This is a genomic window from Mesorhizobium sp. C416B, from assembly GCF_030323165.1.
GTDB lineage: Bacteria > Pseudomonadota > Alphaproteobacteria > Rhizobiales > Rhizobiaceae > Mesorhizobium.
The window spans coordinates 1122727-1140470 of record NZ_CP100471.1 but is presented as its reverse complement, the minus strand read 5'-3'; the positions used below and the strand labels follow the sequence as shown (position 1 = coordinate 1140470).

The 17744-nt window shown below is 63.5% G+C and carries 19 protein-coding genes; 4 read left to right on the top strand and 15 right to left on the bottom strand.

All coding sequences use genetic code 11. The features are described 5' to 3' along the window. Positions 1-8: 8 nt before the first annotated feature. Positions 9-908, bottom strand: a complete 900-nt coding sequence (gene gcvA, locus NLY43_RS05795) for a transcriptional regulator GcvA (protein ID WP_023712525.1) — start codon at positions 906-908, stop codon at positions 9-11. 131 nt (positions 909-1039) lie between these two features. Between gcvA and NLY43_RS05790 the strand changes: the two genes are divergently transcribed. After that, a complete protein-coding gene (locus NLY43_RS05790; RefSeq protein WP_023712526.1) occupies positions 1040-1744 on the top strand; it encodes an SDR family oxidoreductase in 705 nt (234 codons plus the stop codon). 31 nt (positions 1745-1775) lie between these two features. Here the strand turns inward: NLY43_RS05790 and NLY43_RS05785 are convergent, their stop codons facing one another. The 7 genes from NLY43_RS05785 to NLY43_RS05755 all read right to left on the bottom strand — a co-directional run bounded on the left by NLY43_RS05785 (position 1776) and on the right by NLY43_RS05755 (position 9269). Then, positions 1776-2678 carry a carbohydrate ABC transporter permease gene (locus NLY43_RS05785; protein ID WP_023673469.1) on the bottom strand — a complete coding sequence of 301 codons (903 nt, stop codon included), beginning with the start codon at positions 2676-2678 and terminating at the stop codon, positions 1776-1778. Between the two features lies 1 nt (position 2679). Then, a complete protein-coding gene (locus NLY43_RS05780) occupies positions 2680-3579 on the bottom strand; it encodes a carbohydrate ABC transporter permease (RefSeq protein WP_460221873.1) in 900 nt (299 codons plus the stop codon). A 141-nt stretch (positions 3580-3720) separates the two neighbouring features. Then, positions 3721-5046, bottom strand: coding sequence for an ABC transporter substrate-binding protein (locus NLY43_RS05775; protein WP_023712527.1), 1326 nt, complete (start codon positions 5044-5046; stop codon positions 3721-3723). 39 nt (positions 5047-5085) lie between these two features. Beyond that, a complete protein-coding gene (locus NLY43_RS05770) occupies positions 5086-6171 on the bottom strand; it encodes an ABC transporter ATP-binding protein (RefSeq protein WP_023673472.1) in 1086 nt (361 codons plus the stop codon). A 194-nt stretch (positions 6172-6365) separates the two neighbouring features. Further along, a complete protein-coding gene (locus NLY43_RS05765) occupies positions 6366-6956 on the bottom strand; it encodes a DUF922 domain-containing Zn-dependent protease (protein WP_023673473.1) in 591 nt (196 codons plus the stop codon). Between the two features lie 52 nt (positions 6957-7008). Further along, complete coding sequence (locus NLY43_RS05760) at positions 7009-8286, bottom strand: D-tagatose-bisphosphate aldolase, class II, non-catalytic subunit (protein WP_023712529.1); 1278 nt, start codon at positions 8284-8286, stop codon at positions 7009-7011. Then, positions 8283-9269, bottom strand: coding sequence for a tagatose kinase (locus NLY43_RS05755; protein WP_023712530.1), 987 nt, complete (start codon positions 9267-9269; stop codon positions 8283-8285). Before NLY43_RS05755 ends, NLY43_RS05760 begins: the two co-directional genes overlap by 4 nt. Before the next feature lie 210 nt (positions 9270-9479). On the opposite strand from NLY43_RS05755, the gene NLY43_RS05750 reads away from it, so the two are divergent. Continuing rightward, the gene (locus NLY43_RS05750) at positions 9480-10109 is read left to right on the top strand and encodes a glutathione S-transferase family protein (RefSeq protein WP_023703088.1); all 630 of its coding nucleotides are present in this window, start codon (positions 9480-9482) and stop codon (positions 10107-10109) included. Between the two features lie 145 nt (positions 10110-10254). Continuing rightward, the gene (locus NLY43_RS05745) at positions 10255-10503 is read left to right on the top strand and encodes a hypothetical protein (protein ID WP_031201948.1); all 249 of its coding nucleotides are present in this window, start codon (positions 10255-10257) and stop codon (positions 10501-10503) included. Between the two features lie 30 nt (positions 10504-10533). On the opposite strand, the gene NLY43_RS05740 is transcribed toward NLY43_RS05745, so the two are convergent. From NLY43_RS05740 to NLY43_RS05710, 7 genes are all read right to left on the bottom strand, one after another. Continuing rightward, a complete protein-coding gene (locus NLY43_RS05740; RefSeq protein WP_023693790.1) occupies positions 10534-11031 on the bottom strand; it encodes a GNAT family N-acetyltransferase in 498 nt (165 codons plus the stop codon). A gap of 33 nt (positions 11032-11064) precedes the next feature. Beyond that, positions 11065-11454: a helix-turn-helix domain-containing protein gene (locus NLY43_RS05735; RefSeq protein WP_023693789.1), complete on the bottom strand. Its 390-nt coding sequence runs from the start codon at positions 11452-11454 to the stop codon at positions 11065-11067. Next, positions 11454-11837, bottom strand: coding sequence for a type II toxin-antitoxin system RelE/ParE family toxin (locus tag NLY43_RS05730; protein WP_460221707.1), 384 nt, complete (start codon positions 11835-11837; stop codon positions 11454-11456). The genes NLY43_RS05735 and NLY43_RS05730 overlap by 1 nt, the downstream gene beginning before the upstream one ends. An 84-nt stretch (positions 11838-11921) precedes the next feature. After that, on the bottom strand, positions 11922-12938 hold the full coding sequence (locus tag NLY43_RS05725; protein ID WP_023693787.1) for an ABC transporter permease: 1017 nt from the start codon (positions 12936-12938) through the stop codon (positions 11922-11924). Then, positions 12935-14566, bottom strand: a complete 1632-nt coding sequence (locus NLY43_RS05720) for a sugar ABC transporter ATP-binding protein (RefSeq protein WP_460221708.1) — start codon at positions 14564-14566, stop codon at positions 12935-12937. The genes NLY43_RS05725 and NLY43_RS05720 overlap by 4 nt, the downstream gene beginning before the upstream one ends. Before the next feature lie 171 nt (positions 14567-14737). Continuing rightward, the gene (locus NLY43_RS05715) at positions 14738-15685 is read right to left on the bottom strand and encodes a substrate-binding domain-containing protein (RefSeq protein WP_023693785.1); all 948 of its coding nucleotides are present in this window, start codon (positions 15683-15685) and stop codon (positions 14738-14740) included. A 407-nt stretch (positions 15686-16092) separates the two neighbouring features. Next, a complete protein-coding gene (locus NLY43_RS05710) occupies positions 16093-17100 on the bottom strand; it encodes an aldo/keto reductase (RefSeq protein ID WP_023693784.1) in 1008 nt (335 codons plus the stop codon). A gap of 399 nt (positions 17101-17499) precedes the next feature. Here NLY43_RS05710 and NLY43_RS05705 point away from each other — a divergent pair, with 399 nt between their 5' ends. Then, positions 17500-17724: a hypothetical protein gene (locus NLY43_RS05705; RefSeq protein ID WP_023699154.1), complete on the top strand. Its 225-nt coding sequence runs from the start codon at positions 17500-17502 to the stop codon at positions 17722-17724. Positions 17725-17744 lie beyond the last annotated feature (20 nt).

Genomic DNA, 17744 nt, shown 5'->3' with positions numbered 1-17744 from the left:
GCTATCCATCACAGCCGCGCCGCATCGCCCTCATCCAGCAGCCATTGCCGCACGGCTTGCGTCGGTTCTGGGTGCCGTTGCTTGCGCGGCATCACGACATAGAAATCGTGCGTCCCCCGCATCTCCGCGTTGATCGGCTGCACCAGCCGGCCGGCGGCAATGTCGGCGGATACGAGAAACCGGCTGGCCAGCGCGATGCCCTGGCCGGCAATGGCGGCGTCGATCGCGAGGCCTGTCTGGTTGAAGCGCATGCGTTTGGCCTCGGTGGCCATCCTCAGGCCGAGTACTATCTCCATGAATTCCGGCCACAGATTGTGCGAGTCGTGCAGCAGGACGTGATGCTGGATATCGGCCGCCGCGATCTCGTTCGCGCCGGTCGGCAGCAGGGCAGGGCTGCAGATGGCGATGATCTGCTGTGGAAACAAAAGATCCACCATCAGGCCGGCGCCGGAGGGCAGGCGGCCTTGCCTGACCGCAATGTCGACGCCATCGGCCTGAAAACTCGACAGGCTTTCGCTGGCCAGGATTCGCAAATCGACCAGCGGGTTGTGCGCGACGAACTCCGGCAGTTTGGGGATCAGCCATTTGGTGGCAAAGCTCGGCGTGACGCTGATCGTCAGCCGCGCCGGTTCGGGCCGCAGCAGCAAGGTGGCCTCCGAGATCAGCTCGAAGGCGCGGCGGATGTTGGGCATATAGGCGCGGCCCTCATCGGTCAGCGCCAGGCCGCGCGGCAGCCGGTCGAAGAGTTTTGTGCCGAGATCGGCCTCCAGCCCGCGTATATGCTGCGCCACCGCCCCTTGCGTCACGTTCAGCTCTTCGGCGGCGATGCGGAAGTTGAGATGACGCGCGGCGGCTTCGAAGGCACGCAGCGCATTCAATGGTGGCAGGCTCAGGAAGGCTTCAGGCATGCAGGAGTTTTTCTACAGCTTGATTTCAGGCTTTCTGGTTCGAACCAGATGGCAACACCGTTTATAGCATTGCTCGAAGGTCGGAAACATGGGCTTCAGAGTCCCGCCAACCCGTGCGAAGGAAAATCGAGATGAGTGTAGAAAAAGTAGCAGTCGTCGTCGCCGGTGGCAGCGGTATGGGCGCGGCGGCGGCCAAGCGGCTGGCGGCGGACGGGTTCAAGGTCGCGATCCTGTCGTCCTCCGGTAAGGGCGAGGCTCTGGCCAAGGAGCTTGGCGGCCTCGGCGTCACCGGCTCCAACCAGTCGAATGACGATCTGCAGCGGCTCGCCGACCTGACGCTCGAGCGCTACGGCCGCATCGACGTGCTGGTCAACAGCGGCGGCCACGGGCCACGCGCGCCGATCCTCGAGATCTCGGACGAGCAGTGGCACACCGGTCTCGACGTCTATCTGATGAACGTCATCCGGCCGGTGCGCATCGTGGCGCCGCAGATGGTCAAGCAGAAGGCCGGCGCCATCATCAACATCTCGACCGCCTGGGTGGTCGAGCCGAGCCCGATGTTCCCGACATCCGCCGTGTTCCGCGCCGGTCTTGCCGCCTACACCAAGATCTTCGCCAACACCTACGCCGCCGACAATGTGCGCATGAACAATGTGCTGCCCGGCTGGATCGACAGCCTGCCGGCCACCGAGGAGCGCCGCGACAGCGTGCCGATGCAGCGCTACGGCACCTCGGAGGAAATTGCCGCGACCATCGCCTTCCTCGCTTCCGAAGGTGCGGGCTACATTACCGGCCAGAACATCCGCGTCGACGGCGGCATCATCGGCGCGATCTGACCGCGCCGGTCGCCTTGCGTGAGCCGGCGCGTCACTCCTTCACCGCGCCGGTCATCGACGAGACATAGTGCTCGACGAAGAACGAATAGAGCACCACCACCGGAAGCGAGCCGATCAGCGCTCCCGCCATCAGCGCCCCCCATTCGTAGACGTCGGAGCGCACCAACTCGGTCAGCACACCCACCGGCACGGTCTTGTTTTCCGAGGACTGGATGAATGTCAGCGCGTAGATGAACTCGTTCCATGACAGGGTGAAGGCGAATATGCCGGCGGAGATCAGGCCCGGCACCGAGAGCGGCAGCACGATTTTGGTGAGGATCTGCCACCGGCTCGCTCCGTCTATCAGCGCGCATTCTTCCAGTTCGAACGGGATGGAGCGGAAGTAACCCATCAACAGCCACGTGCAGAACGGCACCAGGAAGGTTGGATAGGTAAGGATGAGCGCGAAGGGCGTGTCGTAGAGCCCGAGGTTGAACACCATTACCGACAGCGGAATGAACAGGATCGAGGGCGGCACCAGATAGGCGAGGAAGATGCCGAGGCCGACCTGCCGCGCCCCGGAAAACCGCAGCCGCTCGATCGCATAGGCGGCGAACACCGACGCCAGCAGCGACAGGAAAGTAGCGGCGGTCGAGATGATGATCGTGTTGAGCAGCCAGCCCGGATAGGAGGTCTCGAACAGGAGATAGCGGATATGCTCCAATGTCGGATGCACCACCCAGAACGGATTGAACTGCGCATAGTCGGTCATCTCGAGATTGGGCTTAACCGCCGTGATCGTCATCCAGTAAAACGGAAACAACAGCACGAAGACGAACACCAGCAGCGGCAGATAGACCGTCACCACGCGGCGCGGCAGGCTCTGCAGGTAGCCCATGCCGCCTTCGTCGATATCCCCACGTTTCGCCTTCCTTGTCGCGGCCGTCTTGACCATGTCAGTCTCCGCCGCCTTGTTGCCATTTGCGGCGTTGCAGGCCGAAATAGCTGAACAGGATCGCCGCCAGCAGGAACGGGATCATGGCCACCGCGATGGCCGCGCCCTCGCCAAGCTGGCCGCCGGAAATGCCGCGCTGGAAAGACAATGTCGCCATCAGATGCGTGGCATTCACCGGTCCGCCCCGGGTCAGCACGTAGATCAGCTGGAAATCGGTGAAAGTGAACAGCACCGAGAAGGTCATGGTGATGGCGATGATCGGCGTCAGCAGCGGCAGAGTCACATAACGAAACAACTGCCAGCGACTGGCGCCGTCGAGCGTGGCCGCCTCGTAGAGCGACTGCGGAATGGTCTGCAGGCCGGCGAGCAGCGTGATGGCGACGAAAGGAATGCCGCGCCAGACGTTGGCGGCGATAACCGAAGCGCGCGCATTCTCCGGATCGCCGAGGAAATTGATGCGGTGGTCGATCAGGCCCATTTGCTGCAGCGCCCAGGACAGGATCGAGAACTGCGAATCGTAGATCCACCAGAAGGCAATGGCTGACAGTACGGTGGGCACCACCCACGGCAGCAGGACTATCGCGCGGAAGAACGATTTGAACGGCAGGTTTTCATTGAGGATGAGCGCCAGCCAGAGGCCGAGCACGAACTTCAGGATCGAGGCGCTGACCGTGTAGAGCAGCGTGTTGAAGACGGAGAGCCAGAAGACGGTGTCATTCCAAAGGTACTGATAATTCTCGACGCCGATGAAGATGCCGGGGCGGCCGATCCGGGCATCGGTGAAACCGAGCCAGACGCCCAGCCCGAGCGGATAGGTCAGGAAGACCAGCAGCAGCGCCGCCGCCGGCAGCATGAAGCCGAAGCCCAGCGCGTTGCGGCTTTCGGAGATCCGCGAAAGCATCGACGGACGCGGCTGGGCGGCAACGGACGGCACGGCCATGGAGGGCTCCTCATCGGGGAATCAGGTCACGGCGTCAACGGCCGCCATGGGATTGTGCGACGGGCCGGGCAGCGCACTAGACGCTGCCCGGCGGTGCCGTGATCAAACGCGGTAGTAGTGGTTGGCGCGCTTCTCCGCCTCCTCCATCGCCTCCTGCGGCGTCGCCTGGCCGGTCACCGCCTTGGCAAACATGTCGACCAGGACATAGTCGGCCATGGTCGCCGCCGAGGCATAGCCGAGCGGCCCGGCATAGCCGTTGGGGCGCAGCGTCGCCGAGGCCTTGGCATAGGCGGCATTGTTCGGGTCGGCCGTCCACACTGGATTGTTGTCGAAGGCCTTCAGCGTCTGGCAGCAATAGCCCGCCGAGGAGGTGATCCAGTCGGTCATCTGCGGATCCTCGAACATGAACTGCAGATAGGCCTTGGCCGCATTGGGGTAGGGCGTGTAGTTGAAGATGACGGCGGTGGTCACCTGGAACAGTTCGACCGATTTCCCGACGGGACCGATCGGCAGGTTGGTGGTGCGGATGTCCTTGGCGATCTCAGCCAGCTTCGGATCGTTGTCCTTGTTGATCTTGGCCGTATTGTAGGCGGAAATGCCGTTGGCGATGACGCCGAGTTCGCCGGCCAGGAAGGCGCGGTTGTTATTGACGTCGAGCCAGCTTTCGGTCCCGGGAATGAAGGTCTTGTAGAGTTCCTGCGCGTATCCGATCGCCTTTAGCGTCTCGGGGCTGTTGATCGCCACCTTGCCGCTCTCGTCGACCATCTGGCCGCCATGGCTCCACAGCAGCCAGTGCGCGTAATTGTTGCCGTCGCCGACGCCGTGGCCGTGCGTGAAGCCGGCCGGATGTCCCTTCGCCTGCAACGCCTTGCAAAGCTCGAGGAAGCCTGCCGTGTCCTTCGGAAATTCGGAGAAGCCGGCCTCCTTCACCCAGCTTTCGCGATAGACGATGGCATTGCCGATCGTGGCCAGCGGCAGGCCGACGAACTTGCCGTCCCGCGTCGCATATTGCTTTGGTCCGTCGTGCCAGCCGCCATATTTCGAGCCCAGATAGTCGCCGAGCTCGGTCACGTCGTGCAGCTTGTCGGGATATTGATGCGGGTCGTCGAACCAGACGAACATGAGGTCCGGCCCGGAACCGACATTGGCGGCGACCGCTGCCTTGGGGCGAATGTCCTCCCAGCTTTCCTTGTCGACACGAACCTCGACACCTGTCGCCTCGGTGAAGCGCTTGGTGTTGGCCAGCCATTGATCCTCATCGCCCTTGACGAAGGGCGACCAGCGCAGCAGCCGCAGCTTTGCGCCTTCCTCGGGCTTGTATTTCAAGCCCTCCTGGGCAAAAGCCGGCGAGCCGACGAACCGGCTTCCCAGAGCTCCCGCCGCGGCACCTGCGGTCGTGCGGATTACATCGCGTCTCGTGAATTTCATGGTCGTCTCCTCCGGTTTATCTTCCTTGCTATGCGGTCCTTACCATCCGTTACGCGTTTCAAATCGTGTTCCGGTCTTGCCGTCAAAGAGATGAATCAGGCCAGGCGCGGCAGAGAGCCGTATGGATTCGCCCGGTGTTAAGGCATGGCGTTCGCGGAAATTGGCGACGATCTCGTCGCCGCCGGCGGTGCGGCCGATGATCTGCACTTCCGACCCGGTCGGCTCGACCACCGCGACGGTGACTGGAATGCCTTGGTCTGACGATAGCCGCAAATGCTCGGGCCGTATTCCCAGCACCACCGGATGACCGTTGCCAACGGCCGGCGCGCCGGCCAGCGGCACGGAAATTCCCCCGGCGCCGCGAAAGGACGGAGACCCGTCGGTGACGATCTCGCCCTTGATCAGGTTCATGGCGGGCGAGCCGATGAAACTGGCAACGAAGAGATTGTTGGGCCTGTCGTAGAGCTCCAGCGGCGGGCCGATCTGTTCGACGATGCCGTCATGCATGACGACGATCTTGTCGGCCATGGTCATGGCCTCGATCTGGTCGTGGGTGACATAGACTGTCGTCGTCTTGAGCCGCTGGTGCAGTTCCTTGATCTCGGCGCGCATCTGCACCCTGAGCTTGGCGTCGAGATTGGAGAGCGGTTCGTCGAACAGGAAAACCTGTGGATCGCGCACGATCGCCCGGCCCATGGCGACGCGCTGGCGCTGGCCGCCGGAAAGTTGGCGCGGATATCGCGTCAGCAATGGCACCAGCCCGAGGATTTCGGCGGCGCGCTGAATGCTGGTAGCGCAATCGGCCTTCGAAACACCTTTGAGCATGAGCGAGAACGCCATGTTCTCGGCGACCGTCATGTGCGGGTAGAGCGCGTAGTTCTGGAACACCATGGCAACGTCGCGCTCTTTCGGCGCAACGTTGTTGACGACCCGATCCCCGATCGCGATCTCGCCCCGAGAAATCTTTTCCAGGCCGGCGATCATCCTGAGAAGGGTCGATTTTCCGCAACCCGACGGGCCGACCAGCGTGACGAATTCGCCGTCGTCGATATCCACACTGACGCCATGCAGGACCTCGACGGTACCGAACGATTTGTAAACATCGCCGATCGCGACAGACGCCATCGATCTCCTCCCGAATGCTTCTTGCGACGCCCCGAAGGAAACCGCTCCTCTCCCGCCTCGCGACCGTCTCCCATTCCCCCAACAGGTCGCGTGACGATCAGACGGTAGCGCTACCAAGCCTGCCTGTAAAGCGGCCATGCGGCCGGTGCTCTTGTCGTTCGGAACACCGGCGCAATGACCGGTTCGCCGGCAAACTACCCCCCATTCACAAAAGCCAGCACCAGCTTCTGCAGGTTTCCGCCGGGGCCGAATTCGACCCGGTCGAAGTCGCGGCTCGCCTGCCGCTGAGCCAGCGAGATCTGGGCGAGTTGCCTCGTCAGCTCGGTTCTGATCTTGCTGCAGGCGGGGTCATCAGTAACGGTCAGGCCGACGCTCACCGCCTCGATCTTGCGCACCATCTCGGCGATGGCTGCGCCATGCACTCTCTCGTGGGCGGCGAGCCCGGCGATGAACACCGTCCAGTTCTTCTGGACGGAAGCCGGCAACGGTTCGGCCGGCTTCGGCAAGGTGTAGGTGATGATCAGTTTCGGGCGCGCCGATTTGAGCACGCAGGCGTCGCCTTGCGGCCTGTAGTCCCTGGTCCAGGTCAGCTTGAAATTGGTGTGCGCAATGACCCGACCCTTGCCGAGCAAGGGGCCGGCTTCGCCGATCGCGGCATAGAGTTCCGGGCCGGTCCGCCCTGCGATGGCGTAGGTCTCGACCTTTTCGACCGGCTTCCAGTCGGCGCGTGCCGGCGACGCCAGCAGGGAGGCCGCGAACAGGAGAAAGAACATGGCTGGTTTCATGGAAACGTCAGAGACACTGGGCTGAGGCAAAGATCAACCCGGCGCAATGCACTCAGGTCCCACGGCAGGCCGCGTCATAGTCGGCCAGCACCTGATCGACAGCTTCGAGAAGGATAGCCTCGGGATTGCCCGCCGGCCCGAGTTCGGCCGGCAGCGCCGGCAGGAATTGCCGCATCAGCGTTTCGGGAATGGCAACGTCGTCCAGCGCCTTGCGCAGGCGCTCGACGGCCGCGACAGCGGTGGGGTTGCTCCAATAATAGCGGATGCGGTCGCTGTAGCTGTAATGCCGCTGCACATAGAGCTCTGCTTCATTGCCATGATAGTGGCTGTGCCAATGGCCGGGGGCTGCCAGCATCGCGCTTTCCATGGTCCGGGCGAGCGACCGGTCGCCATAGTCCCTGGCCATTTCGGAGGCGATCAGGTCGAGCCCGTAAAGCGCCTCGCGCAAGGCGAAGGTCAGGCCGGGGCCGACCTTGAGGATAGGAAAGCCGTTTGCGATCAGCGCGGTCAAAGCCGCACGGGTCTGGTAGTCGGTCGAATGCGCCTCGTAGACGAGCGACGGCTGCTCATCGAGCAAGCCGGTCAGGCCCTTGGATTTTTCGGGCGCGTAGGCGACGACATTCTGGCTGCCGAATTCCACGCCCGGCTGCACCACCACGGCCATGACGCGGCTGAACGCCTCGGTCAGGCCTTCGCGGGCAAAGATCTCCCGGTGAACCTCGATCGTGCGCCGCGCCGCCGCCGCCTCGGTCGGCTTCAACTCGCTGATCGCATGGTCGACGCCGCCGGGGGCGGGGACTTCGGTGCCGATGATGTAGACCGGCAAGGTGCTGCCTGCGGCGTGCGCGCCCGTTTCGGCCGCCTTTGCCAGTCGCGCCGCCCGGGTGGCGATGGTCTCGTCGTCAAGCGCCGCCGGCTCGCCGGCGCAGCCCATCGATGCGTCGAGATGGATCTTGGTGAAGCCGGCCGCGATATAGGCGCCGACCATGGCCTCGGCCTTGTCCATCGCCTGCGCCGCCGGCTCTGCGCGCCACGGGTTCGGTCCCAGATGGTCGCCGCCGAAGATGATGCGCGAGGCTTCCAGCCCCTCGCGACAGGCGATCTCCAGCACGAAGGCGACGAACAGCGCCGGGGTCATTCCGGTATAGCCGCCGAACTGGTTGACCTGATTGCAGGTTGCCTCAATCAGCAGGTTTTTCTCCCTGTCGGCAACGGCGCGCCTGATCGCCGTCTGGATCACCAGCGGATGCGCGGAGCAGATCGAGGTGATGCCGTAGGGCGAGCCGTTTTTGCGCGCGCTGGCGAGGCCTGCAAGCGGGTTGGCGCTCATGTCCGTCTCGCTGTTCCCTTGATGAATTGGTCAAGCGCATCGAAGCCGGCGGTGCCTTCCATCGGGCCGCGCCGGGTGATGTTGCGGGCGCCGGCGGCATTGGCATAAAGCAGCGCCTTGCCGGGCTCCATCCCCTGGCGGCGGCAAGTCAGGTAGGTGGCGCCAAAGCAGTCGCCGGCGCCCGTCGGGTCGACTTCCTCGACTTGGAAACCGGCGCAGTCGATCCTGGCGCCGTCGGCGCCGAACCAGGAAGAGCCGTCAGCACCGCGCTTCAGCACGATCTCGCCGACGCCCCTGGCAAACAGCGCCGCCACCGCCTGATGCTCGTCATCGACGCCCGCCGTAGCGAGCAATTCGTCGCCGGACGGCAGCAGCAGGTCGGCATCGTCGATGAGGGCGGAAAACAGTGCGCCGTCGGAGCCGTCGATCAGCTCCTTGCGCACATTCGGGTCGAATGAGGTCGAGCCGCCGCGGGCACGAACCGCCTGCACTGCGTAGCTGACGATCTCCTTCAGCCCTGCCACCGACAGCGTCGATCCCATGATATGCAGATGGCCGGCCCTGTCCGCCAGCAGGCGCGCAGCAGTGGTCAGGTGGATCTGCCCGGCGGCGGATTCGGCGATGTTGTAGACGAAGTCCCTGATACCATCGGGCCGGTAGCGCACGAAGGCGCATCCCGTCGGGAAGCGGTCGCTGATATCGACGGCTGAGACGTCGACGCCGTCGAGCTCCAGCCTGTCCAGGTTGAGCGTGCCGAAATCGTCGCGGCCGACGCAGCCGATAATGCCGGCGCCGCCTCCCAGCCGGGCGACCTGATCGATGAAGATCGCCGGCGCACCGCTGGGGAATGGCCCGACAAGCGATTGCGGCTCGAGGAAGCCGAAACCCAGTTCCGTCGCCATGATCTCGACCAGGATTTCGCCGGCGACAATCGTTGGCCCCACGGCCTCGGCGGCGATCTCGCTTCGGCGCGAAAGGCTCATGCTTGCGATTCCTCTCACACGCAAACTGATTGCTTGCCCGCGCAGTTATCCGACGCAAATGTTTATCGGGTAAATCGCACATACAGCGAAGTCAATAAAACTCTACATGCGTATAGTTTATCTGTTTCCGCGCGTACACATTGCAGGATTCGGGTGGCTGGGATCGTGGCACCGTGCAAATCAGGCGTCGACCGCAGCGAAAGGACAGCCATGCTCACGCTTCATGATTATTTGCCGTCGCAAAACGGTTGGAAGGCGAGGGTCGTGCTCGGCCTGCTCAACATTCCCTATGAAAGCCGCCTGGTGTCGATTTTCGAGGGCGAGAGCCACACCGACGCCTTCCTGAAGCTCAACCCGGCCGGCGCCGTTCCTGTGCTCGAACTCGAGGATGGCCGTGCGATCGCCGAATCGAATGCGATCCTCATTTATCTCGCCGAAGGCACGCCCTTGCTGCCGGCGGATCGCTATGTCAGCGCGAAAGTTATGCAATGGCTGTTCTTCGAACAGTACCATGTCGAGCCGGTCATCGGCTCCCTGCGCTTCTGGACGCTGGCCGGAAGGCTGGAGCGCAACCAGGCGACGCTTCCGGCCAAGCGCGAAGCCGGCGCCCGCACGCTGGCAGCGCTGGAGCGGAGCCTGAACGACACGCCGTTCCTTGTCGGCGACATGCTCACCATCGCCGACATTGCTGTCTATGCCTACGGCCACCGTGCCGAAGATTGCGGCTTTGCGCTGGCGGCTTATCCGGCGGTTCGTGCCTGGACGGGCCGGGTACGCGACGCCATCGGTCCCGGCTATCCCGTGCATCTCTACAGCATCGATCGGCATTCGGCTGCTTGAAGGCAAAAGGCGCGTTCACCTTGCTTAGTCGAAAAGAAGACCCAGATTCTGCTTTGTCGGCGGCTTTCGCTTGCAATCCGTTGACTGGATGGCCGGATCCCGGCGTCAACTCGACGACCGGCCGGCACTTAGCATGGAGGTGACCATGACACGCGACGACATCATTTCGGTGTTGGGGCCGGTAGACGAGGCGGTCATAGCCGACATCGCGCTGACCGGCGCCACCCTTCAAGAACTGCGCGAGGCGTTCGCCTGGCTCGGTGCCGACGAGGCGCTGGTCAACGAGGGCCGCCCCTTGCCGGGAACGAAGGTGGCGCGGCTGATCGAACTCCTCGATATGCCGGACGACGAGGACGGTCCACAGGCGGTGGCGGCGCAGGGGTTAGGGCAGTAGGGCCCTGACTACTGCGGTTTCCCATTCACTTCACGCCCTCGACAGCAGCCGGCGCATGATCAGCGAGGCATGGCCGGCGACGCCGTGCGCGGCCGGGCGGTGTTCGACCACCTCGAAACCGTGCTTGCGATAGAAGGCGATCGCCCGGTCGTTGCCCTCGATCACTTCCAGCGCAATGCTGGGGATGCCGGCATGCGCGACAAGCACCGCGTGCAGCAGGTCGGTGGCGAGCCCGCTGCCGAACTCTGACTTGTCGATGTGCAGCCGGTCGAGCAGGACATCGCCACGATCGTCCATCGCCGCCATCGCGTAGCCGGCGATCGAACCGTCCGGCCGTTCGGCCACGAACGACATCTTGTTGTCGTCCAGAAGTTCGGCTGCCAGCCGCTCGGGCGCATGCTTGTCGTCCGAGAGGCGTGCCGTGGTCTCGGGTCCCAGGATCGGCGAATAGGTGCGCCGCCAGGAGTCTCCCAGCAGCCGCGACACCGACGGCACGTCCTTTGCGGTCATGGTTCTGATCTCGGTCATGGCTGTGCCATCATGCCAAGCTCGCGCCGGCAATCAAGCTGCACGACGCGCGATCTGCTTCTTCGTCGTCTTGGTGCGATCTGGGCTGCGCGACGTTTCTGCGAGACGTACATCACCCAATCCTGCCAACACCACCGGAGCATGGTCCTTGAATCTGACGACAAGGTCGAGTTCGCCCCCGAGAGCCTTAACGTAGCCGCGCAAGGTCGACAGAAGAAAATCCGACCGCTTTTCGAGCTGGGCAACGGAGACCTGTTTCTTGCCCAACTTGCGGCCGACATGCTCCTGTGTGAGTGCCCGAGCCTTGCGAAGCTGCTGAAGGGTTTCAAACTCCTCAAGCAGCTCCCTGGTACGGAGGTCGGACGCCTTGATCAGTTCGGGAGACATCGTTTCGGCAAATACGTCATCGGCGGAAATGGCCATCACTTCTTCTCCTTCTTGTGCCCTTCCTTGGCAGTTTTCTGCCCCTCTTTCACGCGCTTTAAATGGACGTCGAACCTCTTATCGGCGATCTCGATCAGCTTCTTGTAGAAGCGCTTCTCGTTGACGCCCGATTTATCTCCCGCAACAAGGAAAATGGCCTTTCTCTCAGGATCGAACGCGAACGCCACTCTCCACACGCCATCAGCAGCATCGAACCGCAATTCCTTCATGTTCGCGTGCCTTGAGTCGTTCAGCGTATCGACCCTCGGCCTGCCATAAGACGGACCCAGCTGCTTCAGAACATTTGCCAAAGCACGGATTTCGACCTTTACGTCGTCCTTCAGCTTGGAGAATTCCGTTCTGAAGTCATCATCGAATTCCACAATCCATGTCATTAAAGATAGCTTTCACCTTATATAATGTCAAGTGAATGTCATGGACGACATTATCTCGGTGTGCCGAAATCCTTACCGCCTCACCCGCGACTTCAGCCAACGATCGAAGGCCACGGCCAGGATCAGGATCAGGCCAATGACGATGCTTTGCGTGTAGGACGAGACATTGTTGAACTGCAGCCCGTTCTGCAGCACGCCGATCAGTGCAGCGCCCACCACCGTGCCGCCGACCGAGCCGATGCCACCGAATAGCGAGGTGCCGCCGATGACGACGGCGGAAATCACCGTAAGTTCGTAACCGATCCCGGCTACGGCTTCGGAGGAGTTGAGCCGTGCTGACAAAACGAAGGCCGCCAGCCCGGCGAAGAAGCCGACGATGACATAGACCGAGATCAGAATGCGGTCGACGCGCAGGCCCGACAGGCGTGCGGCCTCGGCATTGCCGCCGACGGCATAGACGGCGCGGCCATAGCGCGTATAGCGCAGCACGATGTGGCACAGGATGGCCGCCGCCGCGAAGATGATCGCCGGCACCGGCACCGGTCCGATGAGCCCGGTGCCGAACCAGCGCATCGAGGCGTCGAAACCGGAGATCGGTCCGCCATTGGAGATGGTCAGCGTCAGGCCGCGAAACACGGTGAGCCCACCCAGCGTGACGACGAAGGGCGGCACTTTCAGCCGGGTGATGGCAAAGCCCTGGACGCCGCCGGCCAGCGCCCCGACAGTGACGGCGGCAAGCAAGGCGGCGAACCAGCCATAGCCTTGCGTGCCCGTGGTCGACAGCGACAGCGTGTTGGCGGTGCCGCCCTTGGCCACCACCGCGGCCACCATGCCGCAGAAGGCGAGCAGTGAGCCGACCGACAGGTCGATGCCGGCAGTGAGGATGACGAAGGTCATGCCGAGCGCGATCAGCCCGGTGATCGAGATCTGCCTCAAAATGTTGAACAGGTTGATTGGATCGATGAAGCTCGGCTTCAGCACGGTGAAGATGACGATCAACACCGCCAGGAACATCAGCGGCCCAAAACTCATCAGAAGCCGCGCGATGTTGATGCCGCTGCGCTGGGTCTGTTCGGTGGTGCTGGTCATTGCGTTGCGTCCTGCTTGCGGTCGAGCGCCATCAGTTCCATCAGTTTTTCCTCGGTCGCTTCGATGCCCGGCATTTCGCCAGTGATACGGCCGCGCCGCATCGTAACGATGCGATCCGACACTGCCAGCACCTCCGGCAGTTCCGACGAGATCATCATGATGGCGATGCCGCGCGCAGCCAACTGGACCAGGATCTGGTGCACTTCGGCCTTGGCGCCGACATCGACGCCGCGCGTCGGCTCGTCGACGATCAGTACTTTCGGGTCGCGCGCCAGCCAGCGGGCCAGGATCACCTTTTGCTGATTGCCGCCGGACAGGCCCTCGATCGCCTGCTCGGGCGAGGCCATGCGGATCGACAGTGCCTTGCGATAGCCGGCCAGCGCCTCGCGCTCGCGCCGTTCGGCCATGAAGCCGGCCCCATTGCTGTAGCGGCCGAGCGAGGCGATCGAGAAATTGTTGAGAATGCCCAGTGCTGCAAAGATCGCCTGGTGCTTGCGGTCTTCCGGCACCAGCCCGATGCCGAGTTTGATGGCGTCTGCGGGGGAGGCCGGGGCGATCGGCTTACCGTCGAGCGCAATCGTGCCGGCGGCGATGCGGTCGGCGCCGAAAATGGCGCGGGCAAGCTCGGTGCGGCCGGAACCGACGAGGCCGGCAACGCCGAGGATTTCGCCGGCCTTCAGATCGAGGTTGACGCCTTCGAGTACGATGGCATGCGGCGCCAACGGGTCGCGTACCGTCCGCAGCCCGCGCACCGAGAGCCTGACCTCGCCGGCGACATCGCGCTGCGTCGGCCGCGCGTAGAGCTCGGAGGCGGCGCGGCCGACCATCTTCTCGATGATCTTCGGGATCTGGATCGGCTGGCCGTCACGGTCGAGATGACCGGCCAGCCTGCCATCCCGCAGCACGGTCATGCGGTCGCAAATGGCGGACGCTTCCTCCAGCCGGTGGGTGACGAACATGATGGCGACACCGTCCTTGCGCAGCCTGTCCATGATCGACATCAGTTTCTGCACCTCGGTCTCGGTCAGCGCCGAGGTCGGCTCGTCCATGATGATCAGGCGGCTTTCCAGCGACAGAGCGCGGGCGATTTCGACCAGCTGCTGTTCGGCTACCGACAGCGAGGACACCGGCGTCGCCGGATCGATGTCGAGACCGACGCGGGCGATGATCGCGCGCGAGGCGTCCTCCATCCTGCGCCAGCTGACCAGCCCGAGCGGCCCGAGCGGCGCGCGGCCGATGAAAATGTTTTCCGCAACCGTCAGCGTCGGGATCAGGCTCAGTTCCTGATAGATGGTGACGATGCCATGCCGCTTCGCATCCTGCGGACTGGACGGCGCGTAGTCGGCGCCGTCGAAGACGATGCGGCCGCTTGACGGCGGCATCACGCCGGACAGGATTTTCAACAGCGTCGACTTGCCGGCGCCGTTCTCGCCGAGCAGGCCAAGGATCTCACTGGGCCGCACCTCGAGCGAAACGTCGATGAGCGCGGTGACGCCGGAAAAATGCTTGGTCACGCCTTCGACGGAAAGGAGCGGTGGCGATGATGCGGTGGGTTCAACGGCGGACAAGCATTGCTCCCGGATTGCGATAGGCAGCGGGACAGCGCCCCCCTCTGTCCTGCCGGACATCTCCCCCACACGGGGGGAGATCAGCAGTTTTGCCGGCAGCACTATTTCTATAACGTTGGCGATTGGCGAAAGCAGACGTGACGGCCAATCTCCCCCCAAGTGGGGGCGGTGTCCGGCAGGACAGAGGGGGGCGCGACAGAGCGCGACCTCCACCCGTCATGGGCCCTACTCTCACTTCGTCTCGTTCAACCTCTCCGCCTTGTCGAGATTGTCCTTGCCGATGACGATCGGCGTCAACAGCACCAGCTTCTCCTTCGGCTGGGTCTTGTCCCTGGCGAAGGCGACCGCTATCTGCACCGCCTTGCGCGACTGTTCGCCGGGGAACTGCTCGACCGTGCCGGCGAGCTTGCCGTCGCGCACGGCGACCAGCGCTTCCGGCAGCGCGTCGAAGCCGTAGATCTTGACGTCGGTGAAGTTGCGCGCGGCACAGGCTTCGAGCGCGCCGAGCGCCATGTCGTCATTGGCGCAGATGATGGCGTCCGGCTTGCCGTTGGCGGCAAGCCCGGCCTCGGTCACCGACAGCGCTTCGGCGCGGGCGAAGTTGGCGGTCTGCTCGAAGATGATCTGGTACTTGTCCTTGAGCGGATCGAGCACATTGTGGACGCCTTTGTTGCGGTCGATCGCGGGCCCGGCACCCGGCTGGCCCTGCAAATGGAACAGCTTGGCGCCGTTCGGGAACGCCGCCACCATGGCCTGCGCCTCGGCTTCGCCACCCTTGACATTGTCAGCGCCGACATGGGCGAGAATGCCCTCGACGCCGTCGACGCGGCGGTCGATCGTCACCACCGGAACGCCGGCCTTGACCGCTTCCTCGATCGCCGGCGCCAGCGCGTTGACGTCAAGCGGCGAAATCACGATGGCGTTGACCTTCTGCACAAGTGCGGCCTCGATGTCGGCGGTCTGCTTCGGCGCCGAGTTCTGGCCGTCGCTCTCGGTCAGATTGACGCCTTGCGCCTGCGCCTCCGCCTTGATCTCGTTCAGCATGTGCACAAAGAACGGAAAGCCGAGATTGGGCACCGAGCCCAATATGGTCAATTTGTCGGCGGCAAAGGCCATGGGCGCGGCCAGCGCCATGGCGCCGGTCGCCACGGTCGACAACAGGAATTCGCGTCTGTTCATCAGATATCCTCCACATGAACGCAGGAGCCCGAAACCGGGAGCGGCTCGGGACGGTCCTTGCGTCAATTCAAAAATGGAGTGTCCTGTGAACGCCCCGAGGGGACGCGAGGCGCTCCAGCCGGTCCGCCGCAACGTTCTCCTCCGCACGGCGCCGACCGGAGGATGCTAGCCAAGGAAAATCGATTACGCAAGGTGAGGCGAGGGGCTGAAACTGCTAATCTCCCCCCTTGTGGGGGAGATGTCCGGCAGGACAGAGGGGGGCGCTGTCCTGCCGACATTGGCCAATTTCACTTACATCTTTGAGCTAACCTCTACGCAGAATACTTGATGCGGGCGATCCTTCGCGCCCCCCTCTGCCTTGCCAGGCATCTCCCCCACGAGGGGGGAGATTGGCAGCTTAGACGCCTCTACCGATCGATCGTCGTCATCACCCGCTCATTGTAGCGCGGCCCTGAGACCTTGCCGGGCGCAAGGGCTGCGTCGAGCGCAGCAGTCTCGGCCGGGTCGAGCTGGATCGCGGCCGCAGCAACATTTTCTTCGAGATACTTGCGCCGCTTTGTCCCCGGGATCGGCACGATGTCAATGCCGAAACCGTCGCCCTTGCCGAGCACCCAGGCCAGCGCGATCTGTGCGGGCTTTGCCCCTTTGGCCGCGGCCACCTCCTGCACCGCAGCCGCAGCCGCGACATTAGCGTCGTAGTTGGCGCCCTGGTAGCGGGGGTCGCCGCGGCGGAAATCGCCTTCCGGATAATCCTCGGCGCGCTTGACGTCGCCGGCGAGGAAACCGCGGCCGAGCGGCGCGAACGGCACCAGGCCGATGCCGAGCTTTTTGAGCAGCGGGATGATCTCCGGCTCCAGATTGCGCTCCCAAAGCGAATACTCGCTCTGCAGCGCCGAGACAGGGTGCACGGCATGCGCACGGCCGATATTCGCCGCGCCCGCTTCCGACAGGCCGAAGAAGCGCACCTTGCCATCGGCAACCAGCCGGCCGACCGTGCCGGCGACGTCTTCCATCGGCACCGCCGGATCGACGCGATGCTGGTAGTAAAGGTCGATATGGTCGGTGCCGAGCCGCTTCAGCGAGCCCTCCAGCGCCTCGCGGATATGGTCGGGCCGGCTGTCACGCTCCGTGCCGACCTGTCTGCCGTTTTCGATGCGGAAGCCGAATTTGGTGGCAAGGGTTACCTCATCGCGCCGGCCCTTCAGCGCCCGCCCGAGCAGTTCTTCATTGGCATAGGCGCCGTAGACTTCCGCCGTGTCGAGGAAGGTACAGCCGAGTTCGATGGCTCGGTGCAGGGTGGCGATCGATTCCGCCTCGTCGGCAGGGCCGTAGGACTGGCTCATGCCCATGCAGCCGAGGCCGATCACCGAGACCTGCAGCCCCTGGCTGCCGAGTTTGCGGGTGCTGAGGGTCATTGCCGTTCTCCTTGGGGCTGAGGAAAACTATAGCGGCCGCTCCTCCAGTTTCCATAGCTGTTCGGCGGAAGAACAGCGCTTCCCTTGACAAAACCCAGCCGCAAGCGCCTTTGCTGGCGGCCATTGGGGGCCATGGGGATACCAATGAAGAAGATCTACGAGAAGCCGACGCGGAACCGGCGTCAGCAGCTCTCGCGCGTCACCGCGCTCATAATTCCTTCGGACCACTAACCGAATATTGTCGTCGTCATTGCAAAGCCCACTGCCGAGGCGCAGCGGTTTTTTGCTGCCGCCGGATCGTAGCGCTGCCAGAAGCAGGCGGTCAAAATTGACAGAGCAGCCGATCTCCAGCATCCTTATGCCGCCGCCATGTCTTGCGGTCGTGTGTATGAGTGAGCCATGGCCAGTTCCGTCACCAGCCAGAATTCCAAGCGCGCCGCGGTGCGCAAGGCGCTCGACCGCCACAAGGTCTACGTCACCGCGCAAAGCTTTTCCGGCGGCGTCTACTCGGCCCGCGTGCTGGTCGACGGCGAGGCCTACTGGGTCGACGAGTTCCGGCTGAGCCAGCTCCAGCAAGGGCTGTCCCCGGCCGAGCTAGACCTGACGCCGGCCACCGACGATTGAGTGTGAACGCCGTTCCTTCG